Annotated in this window: 10 protein-coding genes; 4 read left to right on the forward strand and 6 right to left on the reverse strand. The window is 62.3% G+C overall.

Annotated features, from left to right (window positions below):
* Positions 1–7: 7 nt before the first annotated feature.
* The 3 genes from ABDK11_RS09275 to ABDK11_RS09285 form a co-directional block, all read right to left on the reverse strand.
* On the reverse strand, positions 8–808 hold the full coding sequence (locus ABDK11_RS09275) for a TOBE domain-containing protein (protein WP_346840008.1): 801 nt from the start codon (positions 806–808) through the stop codon (positions 8–10).
* A gap of 3 nt (positions 809–811) precedes the next feature.
* Positions 812–1,627: an exodeoxyribonuclease III gene (gene xthA / locus ABDK11_RS09280; protein ID WP_346840009.1), complete on the reverse strand. Its 816-nt coding sequence runs from the start codon at positions 1,625–1,627 to the stop codon at positions 812–814.
* Positions 1,628–1,818: 191 nt separating this feature from the next.
* Positions 1,819–3,924, reverse strand: a complete 2,106-nt coding sequence (locus tag ABDK11_RS09285) for a carboxy terminal-processing peptidase (RefSeq protein WP_346840010.1) — start codon at positions 3,922–3,924, stop codon at positions 1,819–1,821.
* Between the two features lie 441 nt (positions 3,925–4,365).
* Here ABDK11_RS09285 and msrP point away from each other — a divergent pair, with 441 nt between their 5' ends.
* On the forward strand, positions 4,366–5,370 hold the full coding sequence (msrP, locus tag ABDK11_RS09290) for a protein-methionine-sulfoxide reductase catalytic subunit MsrP (protein WP_346840011.1): 1,005 nt from the start codon (positions 4,366–4,368) through the stop codon (positions 5,368–5,370).
* On the forward strand, positions 5,370–6,017 hold the full coding sequence (msrQ, locus tag ABDK11_RS09295; RefSeq protein ID WP_346840012.1) for a protein-methionine-sulfoxide reductase heme-binding subunit MsrQ: 648 nt from the start codon (positions 5,370–5,372) through the stop codon (positions 6,015–6,017). Before msrP ends, msrQ begins: the two co-directional genes overlap by 1 nt.
* A gap of 89 nt (positions 6,018–6,106) precedes the next feature.
* Here msrQ and ABDK11_RS09300 read toward each other — a convergent pair whose 3' ends face one another.
* Complete coding sequence (locus ABDK11_RS09300; protein ID WP_346840013.1) at positions 6,107–6,760, reverse strand: TetR family transcriptional regulator; 654 nt, start codon at positions 6,758–6,760, stop codon at positions 6,107–6,109.
* A gap of 301 nt (positions 6,761–7,061) precedes the next feature.
* Here ABDK11_RS09300 and ABDK11_RS09305 point away from each other — a divergent pair, with 301 nt between their 5' ends.
* Together ABDK11_RS09305 and ABDK11_RS09310 are read left to right on the forward strand one after the other, a co-directional pair.
* Positions 7,062–8,354: an efflux RND transporter periplasmic adaptor subunit gene (locus ABDK11_RS09305; protein WP_346840014.1), complete on the forward strand. Its 1,293-nt coding sequence runs from the start codon at positions 7,062–7,064 to the stop codon at positions 8,352–8,354.
* A 12-nt stretch (positions 8,355–8,366) separates the two neighbouring features.
* Positions 8,367–11,537, forward strand: a complete 3,171-nt coding sequence (locus ABDK11_RS09310; protein ID WP_346840015.1) for an efflux RND transporter permease subunit — start codon at positions 8,367–8,369, stop codon at positions 11,535–11,537.
* 90 nt (positions 11,538–11,627) lie between these two features.
* On the opposite strand, the gene ABDK11_RS09315 is transcribed toward ABDK11_RS09310, so the two are convergent.
* Positions 11,628–13,514: a type II CAAX endopeptidase family protein gene (locus ABDK11_RS09315; protein ID WP_346840016.1), complete on the reverse strand. Its 1,887-nt coding sequence runs from the start codon at positions 13,512–13,514 to the stop codon at positions 11,628–11,630.
* Positions 13,511–14,479, reverse strand: a complete 969-nt coding sequence (locus ABDK11_RS09320; protein WP_346840017.1) for a tetratricopeptide repeat protein — start codon at positions 14,477–14,479, stop codon at positions 13,511–13,513. Before ABDK11_RS09320 ends, ABDK11_RS09315 begins: the two co-directional genes overlap by 4 nt.
* Positions 14,480–14,592 lie beyond the last annotated feature (113 nt).

A 14,592-nucleotide genomic window follows, 5' to 3' on the forward strand; every position in this document is an offset into this window, starting at 1 on the left:
ACAACTGCTAATCGGCCATCAAAATCACACTGGAAGCCTTGAATAGCGCGCAGGCCAACTGTCCCTCCGCTAACTCCAGCGCGTCCAGGCTCTCGTTGGTAATCACCGCGGCGATGCTCTTGCCGGCGCCCAAATCCAGGGTCACGTCGCTATTGACCGCGCCGCGGGCAATCCGCGCCACGTTGCCGATCAGCTTGTTGCGGGCGCTGGATTTCAATGCTGTATCGGGGCTGAGCAGTACCCAGGAAGCTTTGACCAGCGCAATCGCCGCCGCGCCGATGTCGAGATTCAGGGTGGCGAGGCTGTCGCGGGTGATGATGGCGGTCAGCATCTGGTCGTCACCGATACGCAGTGATACCTCCGCGTTGACGGCGCCTTCGTTGATGGCGATGACTTCGCCGCGAAACTGGTTGCGCGCACTGGTTTTCACGCTGCCACTCCGGATGAATTCGGCAATGTCGCCGAGGGACTGCATGCGCGCACCGAGGCGCTCGACAAATTCCCGGTGTTCGTCCTGCAGGGCTTCAAAACCGCGGGCGATACTGAGGCCCTGTTCGGTAACCCGGGTACCGCCGCCGCGGGCACCGCCGGCGGTGCGCTCTACCAGCGGTTTGTCGGACAGGTTGTTCATCGCATCCACCCGGTCCCAGGCGGTCTTGTAGCTGATGCCGACCCGCCGGGCGGCGGCGGAGATGGAGCCGCAAGCCTCGATGGCGCGCAGTAGTTCGATCTGCGCCGCGCTAAAGGCGTAATCGTCGCCGAGAAAGGCCAGGCTGCCGCGCAGCGCCGGCCCTTTGCGTCCGCGCACGGCTTACAGCTTGAATTCCGCCCATACCGGCGCGTGGTCGGACGGGCGTTCCATGCCGCGGATGTCGTAGTCGACACCGGTGGCGATGCATTTGTCGGCCAGCGGCTGGCTGGCGAGGATCAGGTCGATACGCAGGCCGCGCTTGGGCTCGCGGTCGAAACCGCGGCTGCGGTAGTCGAACCAGCTGAACACGTCGTCGGTGTCCGGGTTCTGCGCGCGGAAGGTATCGATCAGGCCCCAGCCCTGGATTTTCTCCAGCCACTCGCGCTCTTCCGGCAGGAAGCTGCACTTGCCGTCGCGCAGCCAGCGCTTGCGGTTGGGCTCGCCGATACCGATATCCAGGTCGGTGGGGGAGATGTTCATGTCGCCGATCACCAGCACCGGCGCGTCGGCTTTGCAGGCGGTCTGCAGGTAGTTGTCGAGGTCGGCGTAATACTTGCGCTTGGCGGGAAATTTGAGCGGGTGCTCGCGGTTCTCGCCCTGCGGGAAGTAGCCGTTGATGACCGTCAGCGGCTCGCTGCCACCGATATCGAACTTGCCCATCACCATGCGGCGCTGGGCATTTTCGTCTTCGTTGGGGAAGCCGTATTCGCGGTCGACAAACGGGTAGCGGGCCAGCAGGGCGACACCGTAGTGGGTTTTCTGGCCAAAGTAGATGACTTCGTAGCCGAGGTCACGCACCGCATCCACCGGGAAGTCCTCATCGGTGCACTTGGTTTCCTGCAGGCCGATGATGTCCGGCGCGTGGGATTCCGTCAGCGCTTCCAGCTGGTGCAGGCGCGCGCGGATGCTGTTCACATTGAATGAAACGACTTTCATCTTGTCCCCCAAATAAAAAAGGCCGGGCAATCCCAACCTAAAAATCAGATCTTAATAAGTTTTGTCGTCTGGTCCGAGCGTCTTGAAATGAGCTCGGTGGCATTACTGCTTGGCCAGATGATGTCTCGCAACTGCCAGCGGGTAAGGTGCGCACCGTTGTTCTGCGGTGCGCACGCTATCCTGGCCGGACTTCAGAAGTTGGCCACCTGCGGCGGCTTCTTGGCTTCTTTGTCCGAGTCCTCGATAAAGTCGGCCATGATATTGCCGGCCTCGTTCAGGATCGGGTCGTCTTTGAGGGTGATTTCCACCGGACCGCCGACGGGCGGCGTGTCCTCGGACTCACTCTCTTCCAGCGCTTTGAAGTCCGCGTAGGGCTTCAGGCCCTTGGCGGTGCGGCGGCGGTTTTCCATGGTGAGCAGTTCGTCGTTCAGCTGCTTGCGCTTGGCTTCGCGCTCGTGCTCGTTCAGGGAAATGACCTTCTCATCGCCGCGCTCGTGTTCGAACTGGTACTGCTCGCGCAGGTAGACAAAGTCCGGGTCCACGGAGGTGCGTTTGTTGTGCCTGGCGATCAGGTCCGGCAGCAGCTTCTTGAAGTTGAAGTACTTCGCGTGCGGCACCGAGTGGATACGGTCCCAGGGCAGGGCCGAGTCGTAAGTGCTCTCGCCGACGCTCTCCGGGTCGATCATCTGCGGCATATTGATGTCCGGCGTAATACCGGCGTGCTGGGTGCTGTCACCGGACACGCGGTAGAACTTGGACTGGGTGATCTTCAGCTGGCCTTCCTTCAGCGGTGCCATGGTCTGCACCGTGCCTTTACCGAAAGACTGGCTGCCGACGATCAGGCCGCGGTTGTAGTCCTGGATGGCGCCGGCGAAGATCTCCGAGGCCGAGGCGGACAGGCGGTTGATCAGTACCATCAGCGGGCCGCGGTACATGGCGCGCGAGCGCGAGCGGTTGTGCCGCGAGATCTGCTCGTTGGCGTGCCGGATCTGCACCACCGGGCCCTGGTCGATAAACAGGTCGGTGAGCATGGTGGCTTCCTGCAGTGAACCGCCGCCGTTGTTGCGCAGGTCGAGGATCACACCGTCGACCTTGGCTTCCTGCAGCTCGTGCAGCAGCTTGGCCACGTCGCGGGTGGTGCTCTTGTAGTTCGGGTCGCGGCGACGGTAGGCCTCGAAGTCGATATAGAAGGTGGGCAGGTTGATCACGCCGACCTTGTAAGTCTTGTCGCCATCGGTGAACTCGAAGATGGCTTTCTTGGCCGCCTGGTCTTCCAGCTTCACCTTGCTGCGCTTGATCAGCACGGTGCGGTGACTGCCGTCACCCCCGGTGGGGATGGTTTCGAGGCGCACGTAGGTGCCGGCGGAACCGCGGATCAGGTCGACCACGTCATCGAGGCGCCAGCCGACTACGTCGACCATATCGCCGGTCTTGTCCTGGCCCACGGCGACGATCTTGTCGTTGGGCTTGATCTTGCCACTGCGGTCGGCGGGGCCACCGGCCACCAGGCGCGCGACCTTGGTGTACTCGTCTTCCATCTGCAGAACCGCGCCAATGCCCTCGAGGGACAGCGACATGGTCATGTTGAAGTTCTCCAGCGAGCGCGGCGAGAAATAGTTGCTGTGCGGGTCGTAGAGTTTGGTCAGCGAGTTCATGTACAGCTCGAACACGTCGTCGCTGTGCTGCTGCTTGACCCGCTTCAGCTGGCCTTCATAGCGGCGCTTCAGCAGGTCGCCGATCTCTTTGTCGGTCTTGCCGGTCAGGCGCAGGTTCAACACGCTGGACTTGAGGCGCTTGCGCCACAGCTCATCGGCCTCGCTGATGGACTTGGGCCACTGGGCGTCCTCGCGGTCGAGCTGCAGGGTTTCCTCTTTGTTGAAGTCGAACTTCGGTAGCCCCTTGTCGAGCTGGGCGAGGATGTTCTCCAGGCGATCGGAGACCCGCAGGCGGTAGCGGTTGTAGATATCGAAACCGTGTTGCACCTGGCCGTTACGCAGTTCGTCGTCAAGGTGGGTGCGCCACTTGCGGAATTCGTTGATGTCGGAGGCGAGGAAATAGCTCTTGGTGGGGTCGAGTGCCTTGATGTACTCGTCCCACAGCTCCGCCGAGATCTCGTCGGTCAGCTTGAGCTTGTTGTAGTGCAGCATTTCCAGCTTGCCGACAATTTCCCGCGCGGTCTCACCCTGATCCTCCAGCGGACTGAGTTTATCGATGTCGGCCAGCGAGGCCTGGGGCAGGGCGGTGAGGGCGAGGAACAAGAAGCCGGAGAGGAGGCCGGCGATCCGATTGGTAAGCATAGGGAGTCTCTTTATACGTCCTACTTCATAGGCCGCCGGGCTTTCGCGGGCACCAGCGAACTATAGCTTAGGACAAGTATAAAGGCTGAAAGCTCCAAAAGGCATGAAATGCCTCTAATTAGAGGCAGATGGTTTGTCTCGGGCGATGGCGGCGGGACAGTGTTTTCGCCTTTGACGTCGAATAAAGATTATGTACCAATAAGTGAAAGAGCGTTGCAACATGCGTCATACGTCGATGCCGGGCAGCCTGGAAATTGCATGAGGCTCCTGTAAGTCTTTCGCAGGAATATTTTGTAAGACATTGATTTGTATGAATTTTATTTTTCACTTTGTATCGAGGTTGCGCCTCCCGAAAAGCGCGCCCCGCCGCGTCGGTCAACTTTTTGCCGCCGCGCTGGTCACAGAGACAGAGCGCCACGATGGGCCCGTGAGGACAAGGACATGCTGATAAAAACCACAAAACCCGGAGATCTGGCCGAGCGCCATGTGACGGATGAGCGCACCTACCGGATGGACCGCCGCACCCTGATGAAGGGCCTGGGCCTCGGCGGCCTGCTCGCCGCCGGCTCCGCCCGCGCCGGCGTTTTCGATCTGCTCTCCAAAGACGACCAGCCGCCGGCGGTGCGCAAGTCGCTCGACTACCGGGCCCAGCAGCCGGCCCCGGACCTGACGCTAACACCTGAGAACAAGGTCACCAATCACAACAACTTCTACGAGTTCGGCACCGCCAAGACAGACCCGGCCGAGAACAGCCAGGGGCTGAAAGTGGAGCCCTGGACACTGACGGTGGGTGGCGAGGTGGAAAAGCCGGGCACCGTCGATGTGTGGAAACTGATGGCGGACAGCCAGCTGCAGGAGCGCATCTACCGCATGCGTTGTGTCGAGGCCTGGTCCATGGTGATTCCGTGGGTGGGGTTCGAATTGGGCAAGTTCCTGCAGCGCTTCCAGCCTACCAGCCGTGCCAAATATGTGGCCTTCGAGACACTCTACGACCCGGAGCAGATGCCGGGGCAGAAGAACCGCTACGTCGGTGGCGGCATTCACTACCCCTATGTCGAGGGGCTGCGCATTGACGAGGCCATGCATCCGCTGACGCTGCTGTCAGTGGGCCTGTACGGCAAGACGCTGCCGCCCCAGAACGGGGCCCCGATCCGTCTCGTGGTGCCGTGGAAATATGGCTTCAAGGGCATTAAGTCGATCGTCAAGATCCACCTGGTGGAGAAGATGCCGCCCACCACCTGGAACCGGTTGGCCGCCAATGAATACGGCTTCTATGCCAATGTGAACCCGGCGGTGGATCACCCGCGCTGGTCCCAGGCGACCGAGCGTTTTATCGGGCCCGGGGGTCTCTTTTCGGCCAAGCGCCAGCCAACCCTGCCGTTCAACGGTTACGGTGAGCAGGTGGCGTCACTCTACAAGAACATGAATTTGAGGAAGTATTTCTAGTGTCCGCATCCCAGTCCTCGCAGCAGGCGGCCCCGCGCCCGACGCAGTGGCGCAAGCCCGCGGCGATTACATTGCAGCTGTTCGTGCACATCGGTGCGCTGGCGCCCTTGCTGTGGCTCTTTTATGCGGTCAATGCCGGCCTGCTCGGCGGCGACCCGGTCAAAGAGCTGATTCACTACCTGGGTGCCGGCGCTATGCGCCTGTTGCTACTGACCCTGCTGGTAGCGCCGCTGTCACAGGCCCTCGGGTTTGGTCAGCTCAACCGCCTGCGCCGCCCGCTGGGGCTGTGGTGTTTTGCCTGGGCCAGCCTGCATTTCAGTGCGTGGCTGGCTCTCGACCTGGCTTTTGACTGGCCGCTGATTGGCGGGGAGCTGGTCAAGCGCACCTATATCCTTGTGGGCTTCGCCGCCTGGCTGACGCTGCTGGCGCTGGCGGTGACCTCGCTGCCGGCGCTGTTGCGGCGCATGGGCAAGCGCTGGAAGAAATTGCACGGCCTGATCTATCCGGTCGCGCTGCTGGCATGCTGGCATTTCTGGTGGTCGGTGAAGAGTGGCTGGATCGAGCCGGCCATCTATCTGGCGGTCGCCGCCTTGTTGCTACTGTGGCGCCGCGACAAGGTGCGCAAATGGCTGCGCAGTTTCGGCTGAGGTGATGCAGGGATTGTCGGCGGGAGCCAGAAGCGCTGCTGCAGCACCGCGCGCCAGCGCAGTCCCGTCACCGCTTTGACGCAAAACCGCTAGTGTGCCGACACGGCGTTATCGCTGATACGCAGGGTGGGGGAGAATCGCACCATATCGATCAGCGCATCGATATAGCGATGGCCGAGCTGGCCCAGGTCGCCGTGCGGCTTCAGCAGCCAGTCTTCCAGAATCCCGATCAGGGCCCCGTGCAGCATTGGCACCACCACGTCGATTTCCAGGTCAGCCGGCAGCTGGCCATTGGCCATGGCGCTGCTGATCAGCTGGCGCATCCGCGCGATGCCTTCGGCGTGTCCCTCCAGCAGGCGCTGGCGAATCTCACCGCTCTCGGTTACCAGTTCGCAGCGGTGGAAGATGATTTCCAGAATCAGCTGTGACTGGCGATTACTGGCCACTTCATGGAACAACCACAGCCAGCGGGTGCGCAGTACCCCGAGCGGATCGCGCAGCAGTTCCTCGCCGGCGGACTCGCACAGTTTTTCCCCCGGCAGCTGCACCCGCTCCGTCAGCGCGTTGAACAGGTCGGCCTTGTTGCGGAAGTGTCCATAGACCGCGCCGCGGGTGACGCCGGCCAATTCCGCGATCTCACTCAGGGATGGGCGTGCGACCCCGTGTTGGTGGAATACGGTGATGGCCGCGTCGAGGATTCGCTCGCGGGTTTCCAGGGCATCTTCTTTACTGCGTTTGGCCATAAAAAGCTTATCTCTACGGGGCTGCGGCGCACGTGAGCAGAGCGGCGCCGCCGATTTCGTTCGAGCCCGGATTCGCCGCTATTAATCGCACCGCGATTGAAGTTTGCCGCGCCGGCGGCATTAATAGCGACCATGTCATGGTGTGGTTGTTCCCCTGCCGAATTTCAGCATCTTCCGCAAACCTCTCGGGGCCAGATTCCGGGCCGGGGCGCGCGCATGCTAGTTCATATTCATGCATGAATAAATAGTTGCTAATTATTCGTGCATGTACATAAAATGCGACCATTCTATGTAATCGTTTATGACTGACCTGACAGTCTGTTTTTGTTCAGAGCGGCGGCGCCCGGACGGCACCGCCGAATTCGAGGATTCCATGTTCAAGAAGACGTTGCTCGCAGGCTTACTTGCCACCTCAACCCTGCTCGCCGCCTGTGGCGAAAAGCAGGCCGCGCCGCAGCGCCCGGCGCCCGCGGTTACCGTGGTCACGCTCAAGGCCGAGCCGGTGACCCTGACCCGCGAACTGCCCGGGCGTACCAATCCGTATAAAGTCGCGGAGGTGCGGCCGCAGGTGAACGGTATCGTCAAGGAACAGCTGTTCCGCGAGGGTGGGCTGGTGAAAGCCGGTGCGCCCCTGTACCAGCTGGACGACGCCACCTACCGCGCCGACTTCGATAGCGCCAGGGCCAGTGTGCAGAGTGCCGCGGCCGAGTTGAAGGTGGCGCGCCTGAATGCCACACGTATCGGCGACCTGGCGGACACCGGAGCGGTGAGCAAACAGGACAACGACAACGCCGAGGCGACTCTGGCGCGTGCCGAAGCCGCGCTGGCCTCGGCCAAGGCGGCGCTGGAGCGCAAGCGCATCGAGCTCAACTACGCCCGGATCAGCGCGCCGATCGGCGGCCGCATTGGCAAGTCGTCGGTGACCCAGGGCGCGCTGGTGACCGCCAACCAGTCGGCGGCGCTGGCCACCGTGCAGCAGCTGGATCCGATCTACGTCGACGTGACGCAGTCCACGACCGAACTGCTGAGCCTGCGCAAGGCCCTGGCGGCGGGCACCGTGGAGGCGGCGGATAACCTGCCGGTGTCCATCAAGCTGGAAGACGGCAGCACCTACAGCCAAACCGGTAAGCTGCAGTTCTCCGAGGCCAGTGTGGATCCGTCCACCGGCAGCGTGCTGCTGCGAATTGTGGTGCCCAACCCCGACCAGCTGCTGCTGCCCGGCATGTACGTACGTGCGGTGGTGGGTCGCGGTGTGCGCGAAAACGGCATCCTGGTACCGCAGGAAGGTATCTCTCGCGATCCCAAGGGCAACACCTTCGCAATGGTGGTCGGCAGCGACGGCAAGGTTGCCCAGCGCCCGGTTCAGGTCAGCCAGACGATCGGCAACAAATGGCTGGTGGACAGCGGCCTCAGCGCCGGCGACAAGGTGATTGTGGCCGGCCTGCAGAAAATCCGCCCGGGTGTGCCGGTACAGGCCACCGAAGCCAAACCGGATGCCGCCGCGGCGGCCGCCGAGCTGAGCGCCGGTGGTGCCAAGAAGACGGATGATTCTGCCCAGTCTGAACTCAAAGCGCCGGCCGGCGGCGAATCGTAAGGGGGTTCGGCAATGGCATCTTTCTTTATCAATCGGCCGATCTTCGCCTGCGTTATCGCCATTATCGTGATGCTCGGCGGCGGTCTGGCGGTCAGCCAGCTGGCGGTGGAGCGCTATCCGAATATCGCGCCGCCGGCGGTGAGTATTTCTGCCAACTATCCCGGTGCCTCCGCCAAAGTGGTGGAGAACTCGGTGACGCAGATCATCGAGCAGAGCATGAAGGGCCTCGACGGCCTGCTGTATATGTCTGCCACCAGTCAGTCCAATGGCAGTGCGTCTATCAACCTGACCTTTGCCAACGGTACCGATCCCGACACCGCCCAGGTGCAGGTGCAGAACAAACTGCAGCTGGCCATGCCGCTGTTGCCGCAGGAGGTGCAGCGCCAGGGTGTCAACGTCAGCAAGTCGCGCAGCGGCTTCCTGATGGTGGCCGGCTTTGTGTCCACCGACGGCAGCATGAACCGTAACGATATCGCCGACTACATCAACTCGACCCTGGTTGACCCGATCAGCCGGGTGCCGGGTGTCGGTAGCCTGCAGGTATTCGGCTCCAAATACGCGATGCGGATCTGGCTGGACCCGAACAAGCTCGAGACGTACAAGCTGACGCCCAGCGATGTGGCGGCGGCGGTCAAAGCGCAGAACGCACAGGTCGCCGTGGGTGCACTCGGCGGCACGCCGGCGGTACCCGGCCAGCAGCTGAACGCGGCTATCACCGCGCAGGATCGCCTGCAGACGCCGGAGCAGTTCCGCCATATCGTGTTGCGCGCCAACCCCGACGGCTCGGTCCTGCGCCTCGGCGACGTGGCGCGGGTGGAGCTGGGAGCGGAGAGCTACGGCTTTATCTCCCGCTACAATCGCCAGCCGGCCACCGGCATTGCGATCAGTCTGGCCACCGGTGCCAACGCGCTGCAAACAGCCGAGGCGGTCAAGGCCAAACTGAAGGAAATGCAACCCTTCTTCCCGCAAGGGTTGAAGTTCGTGGTGCCGTTCGACACCACGCCGTTCGTGCAGGTATCGATCGAGGGTGTGATCCACACGCTGATCGAAGCGGTGGTGCTGGTGTTCCTGGTGATTCTGCTGTTCTTGCAGAATATCCGCGCAACGCTGATTCCGACCATTGCCGTGCCGGTGGTGCTGCTCGGCACCCTCGGCATTCTCTCGGCGCTGGGCTTCTCCATCAACATGCTGACGATGTTCGCGATGGTGCTGGCGATCGGCCTGCTGGTGGATGACGCCATCGTGGTAGTGGAAAACGTCGAGCGGGTGATGCGCGACGAGGGCCTGCCACCCAAGGAAGCCACGCAGAAATCGATGAAGCAGATCACCGGCGCCCTGGTGGGGATCGGTGTGGTGCTGTCGGCGGTATTCGTGCCGATGGCCTTTATGAGCGGTTCCACCGGGGTGATCTACCGGCAGTTCTCCGCCACCATCGTGTCTGCCATGGCGCTGTCGGTGCTGGTCGCAATCGTGCTTACCCCGGCGCTCTGTGCCACGCTGCTGAAACCGCTGAAAAAGGGCGAGCACCACGGCACGCGCGGATTTTTTGGCTGGTTCAACCGCAATTTCGAGCGCGGCACCAACTCCTACCAGCGCGGTGTGCGCGGTATCCTCGCGCGCAGCGGCCGCTTTATGGCGATCTTCTTGGCGCTGTCGGCGGTGATGGTGTTCCTGTTTATGCGTGTGCCCAGCTCCTTCCTGCCGGAAGAGGACCAGGGTGTGCTCTTCTCGATGGTGCAGGCCCCGGTGGGGGCGACTCAGGAGCGCACCATGAAGTCGATCGAGAAAGTGGAAGACTATTTCCTCGATCACGAGAAGGCGGCGGTGGAATCCGTATTCTCGGTACAGGGCTTCAGTTTTGCCGGTAGTGGCCAGAACAACGGTATCGCCTTTGTAAAACTGAAGGACTGGGATAAGCGCGACGAGAAGACCGAGGGCGCCGGTGCTGTGGCGATGCGCGGGATGGGCGCGCTGAGCCAGATCAAGGACGCGATCGCCTACGCCTTCTCGCCGCCGGCACTGCCGGAGCTGGGTACTTCCGGTGGCTTCACCTTCTACCTGAAAGATAATGCCAACCTGGGCCACGAGGCTCTGCTGGCGGCGCGCAACCAGTTCCTCGGTGCCGCGGGCAAGGACCCGCTGCTGTCGAATGTGCGCCCCAATGGCCAGGAGGATACGCCGCAGTTCAGCGTCGATATCGATAACGCCAAGGCGGCGTCCCTGGGGCTGTCGATCGCCAGCATCAACGCGACCCTGAGCGCCGCCTGGGGTGGCCAGTACGTGGACGACTTTATCGACCGCGGCCGCGTCAAGCGTGTGTATATGCAGGCGGATGCACCTTTCCGCATGGTGCCGGAAGATTTCCAGAAATGGTCTGTGCGCAACAACAAGGGCGAGATGGTGCCCATGTCCGCGTTTGCGCAGTTCCACTGGAAGTACGGTTCGCCGCGCCTGGAGCGCTACAACGGCGTACCGGCGATGCAGGTCAACGGCCAGGCGGCGCCGGGCGTGAGCTCCGGTGAAGCCATGGCGGAAGTGGAGCGCCTGGTGAAAACCCTGCCCGACGGTATCGGCATGGAATGGACCGGGCTTTCGTTCCAGGAGCGGGGTGCCGGCTCGCAGACCCCGCTGCTGTATACCCTGTCGCTGTTGGTGGTGTTCCTGTGTCTGGCGGCCCTCTACGAGAGCTGGACCGTGCCCACCGCGGTACTGATGATGGCGCCGCTGGGTATTCTCGGCGTGGTGCTGGCCAGCAGCCTGCGCGGCATGGAACGGGATATCTACTTCCAGGTGGCGATGCTCACTACAGTCGGCCTGGCGAGCAAGAACGCGATCATGATCGTCGAGTTTGCGCTGCAGTACCTGAAGGACGGCCTGGAACTGGTCGAGGCGACCATGCGCGCGGTGCGCGACCGCCTGCGCCCGATCCTGATGACCTCGCTGGCGTTCGGTCTCGGTGTACTGCCGCTGGCTATCGCTACCGGCGCTGGCTCCGGTGCGCAGCGCGCCATCGGTACCGGGGTGCTGGGCGGTATGGTGATCGGCACCGCGCTGGGGATCTTCTTTATTCCGCTGTTCTTTGTTGTGGTGCAGCGGCTCTTTGGCCGTCGCCGCGATACCGGCTCAAGCGAGAGCCCGCGCGACTGGGCGCCGGCTCAGCTGGAAGCGGCGGAAGTCGACTGAGATCAGCGCGAATAACGTGCAAATAAAAAGGGCCCTGCGGGGCCCTTTTTATTTGCCTGGCGGCCGCTCCCTGGTCGCCGTATGCGGGACTCACTGAATCAGGTAGAGAACAAGAATACTGTTGAACAACCCGTGCATGACCATCGGCGCCAGCAGGCCACCGGATTTCCGTGCCAGTGCGCCGGCGCTGGCGCCGAGGCCGAAAATAATGAGCAGTTGCATCGCTGGCAGCGGCGCATGGGCAGCGCAAAAGAGGCCGGCCTGGATCAGGTTGGCCCAGAAAAAACCGACGTGGCGGCAGAAGCTCGCCAGCACCACGCCGCGAAAAATTAATTCTTCCGCGACCGGTGCCACCAGCACAAAAAGCCACACCACGGCCAGCCAGCCATAGTGCTGGTCGAGTTTCAGAATCATCTCGGCATAAACGCTGTTCTGCTCCAGCTCGGTGGCCAGATTTGGCAGGGTCAGCCAGGCGACAATGGCCGGTAGGCGAAAGGCCAGCGCCACGAGTATGCCCGCGGTGACAGCGCGCCAGGCGGGCCACGCCGGTGACAGCCAGTCGCGCTGAAAAAACTTGGCGCGGTATGCCAGCGGCAGCATGATCAGCAGAGTCAGGAAGCCATCTGCAATGAGGAGGTTGGCTATTTCGCGGCCGCTGTATGCGCCGGCGCCACTGGCTACCAGCCCATCACTGCCGAAGTTCAGCGGAGTCGTCAGCAATCCCTCGAGCAACAACAGCGTTCCGAGTGCGAAGAGTGCAAACCAGGCGTGCTTCAATTGCCACGAATGGTTGTCTCGCAGTGCCTTGCCACGCTGGAACAGCAGCAGTCCGCGATAGTGCACCACCGACACGGGAACCCAGGCGAGTGCGGCAATCGCGCCTATGGCCAGCAGCAGGCCGGCGATACCGACCAGATCCCGCAGGCGCCAGGGCAGGGTGGGGTGCTGCACCATCAGCAATAGTCGATTGGAGGCCAGCGGGTCGCTGCGCCAGCCGCGGTCGCGGAGCTGGTTGTAAGCGGCGAGTGCCTGATCGCGATCGCCATACTGGTAGGCAAACTGGAAACGCTGAAAAGAGAACAGGCCGTTGCCCGGGTGCGCCGTTTTACTCAGCTCAAACTCTTGCGCCGCCAGCGTGTCCAGGCCTGCGGTGGCAAGATCGCGGGCGGCGGACAGGTGCGGATAGTTGTCCAGCGATTTGAGTTTGTCGTACGCCCGCCGTATCTGCTGCTGGCCGCTGTCGGATTGCACCAGCAGGTGCAGCAGTTGGATGAATTCATATGGCTGGCGGTTCTCGAGATGTGCCGCCACCGGCGCCAGTACCTGCGCGGCTTTGTGCCGCTGGCCGAGATCGAGGTGTACGCGCGCGAGGTCGATTCTCACATCCGCGGTTTCATCCTGTTCGAGCGCCTGGTAGCCATAGTGGATGCTGAGATGCGGCTTGTCATCCCGGTAAGAGGAAGACAGCACCGCGTAGAGGCGCGCCTTCTGCACCGGCGTCCACGACACGTCGTTGACAGACTTTTGCAGTTGCTCGGCGCGTTTGCGCAGCGTCTCGCCGTAGAGCGAGCCCAGTTCCCGCAGGTTGACCTCCGGGTGGTCGGGAAAGCGCTGCTTCAGCGTGTTTTCGCAGTCGCGGGCCGCGTCCTGGGCGAAGTCGAGCTCGTCGGCGTATTCGTACAGGTAGAGGAAATCCTGGATATAGTCACACTGGCGAATCAGTAATTTCACGTCGGCGGGATGTGCGCGGACAATGTCGTCGATGGCCGCCACACCGCGGCTAAAACTGCGTTTGAGTTCGGCGTTGGCGGGCACGGCATCAGCGGGGAACTGATAGTAGCTGTTCAGCAGATCCTCAATTGTCGCGTGCGTTTCCGCGGCGGCAGACACCGGAGTACCCGCCAGTATCAACAGCGGCAACAGTAGGCGTCGCAGAGCGCGATAAAGAACCTGGGTAGCGGAACCGGGAATGTTCATTCGATATAGGGCTCGTGATTTTTATACAGGTTGAGCCGGGCGCGAAAGTTGTCCGCGAGCCCGCTGTCGGTTGGAAGTTTCTCGATCGCGCGCAGCTGAAAGGCGATGGCGTCATCGTAGCGTGCGTTGGCCGCGTACACGGCGGCGAGCGTGTCCAGCTGGGCGTAAGAATTGCGCAGTGCCTGAACCGGTTCCGCGACTTTCAGGGCGAGCGCCGGGTCGCGCAATTCGGCGCGGCGGTTGACGGCGAGCTCCCAGGCAAAGTTGTTGACAATGTCCGGCCGCGCGTCAGCCAGCGTTTCGTTTTGCAGGGCGAGGCCGCGTTCCACATCCACCTCCGTACCAATACCGCGGCGGTACAGCTCGCCGAGCCATAACCTGGCCAACGGGTGCTTCTGCTTCGCGGCCTGCTCAAACCAGTGCAGCGCATTTTGCGGGCTGCGCTCCAGATGTGAACCGTAAAGATATTCCCGTCCCAGATAGTAGGCGGCTTCCGCGTTGCCTCTGCGAAATGCCTTCTTCAGGTAGTCAATGCCGCGCTCCCGGTCCTCGGGCAGGTTGACGCCGGAAATCAGTTGCAGCCCGACCATTTGCAGCGCCATTGGCTCGCCGAGTTCAGCGGCGCGCTGGGCCAGGCGCTTGGCGGTCGATAGGTCGCGCTCGACGCCGGTACCGCGTCCGTACAGGTTCGACAGCACCAGCAATGCGCGCGCGCTGCCCTGATTTGCTGCGGCGGCCAGCCACTTCACGGCTTTTCGCTCATCTCGTGGTAATTGTCGGCCGTGCAGATACTTCAAGCCCAATAAATACTGGGCCGCGACAACACCCGCTCGTGCAGCGCGCTGCAGATAATCGAGACCGCGGGCGACCGACTCTTCCGATTTGCCTTCCTCCGAGTACAGGTAACCGAGAGAGTACATCGCGACGAGGTCGCCCTCCGCCGCGCGCTGCTCCGCCTGGGCCATCTGTTCGTCCGCGGTGGGGGCATCACTTTGCATCAGCTGCGCAACAGCGCTGTGGCTCGCGAAAAGTATCGAGAGTGCGGAAAGTAAGGTAAATGACAGTGGCAGGCAGGAAG

Origin of the sequence: Microbulbifer sp. SAOS-129_SWC, from assembly GCF_039696035.1 — a bacterium.
GTDB lineage: Bacteria > Pseudomonadota > Gammaproteobacteria > Pseudomonadales > Cellvibrionaceae > Microbulbifer.

Bases quoted from the DNA above. Each gene is read 5' to 3' on its own strand.
- ABDK11_RS09320 (WP_346840017.1), bottom strand. From the start codon at position 14,479: ATGGCCCAGGCGGAGCAGCGCGCGGCGGAGGGCGACCTCGTCGCGATG.
- msrP (WP_346840011.1), top strand. From the start codon at position 4,366: ATGCTGATAAAAACCACAAAACCCGGAGATCTGGCCGAGCGCCATGTG.
- xthA (WP_346840009.1), bottom strand. From the start codon at position 1,627: ATGAAAGTCGTTTCATTCAATGTGAACAGCATCCGCGCGCGCCTGCAC.
- ABDK11_RS09300 (WP_346840013.1), bottom strand. From the start codon at position 6,760: ATGGCCAAACGCAGTAAAGAAGATGCCCTGGAAACCCGCGAGCGAATC.
- ABDK11_RS09305 (WP_346840014.1), top strand. From the start codon at position 7,062: ATGACTGACCTGACAGTCTGTTTTTGTTCAGAGCGGCGGCGCCCGGAC.
- ABDK11_RS09310 (WP_346840015.1), top strand. From the start codon at position 8,367: ATGGCATCTTTCTTTATCAATCGGCCGATCTTCGCCTGCGTTATCGCC.
- ABDK11_RS09285 (WP_346840010.1), bottom strand. From the start codon at position 3,924: ATGCTTACCAATCGGATCGCCGGCCTCCTCTCCGGCTTCTTGTTCCTC.
- ABDK11_RS09315 (WP_346840016.1), bottom strand. From the start codon at position 13,514: ATGAACATTCCCGGTTCCGCTACCCAGGTTCTTTATCGCGCTCTGCGA.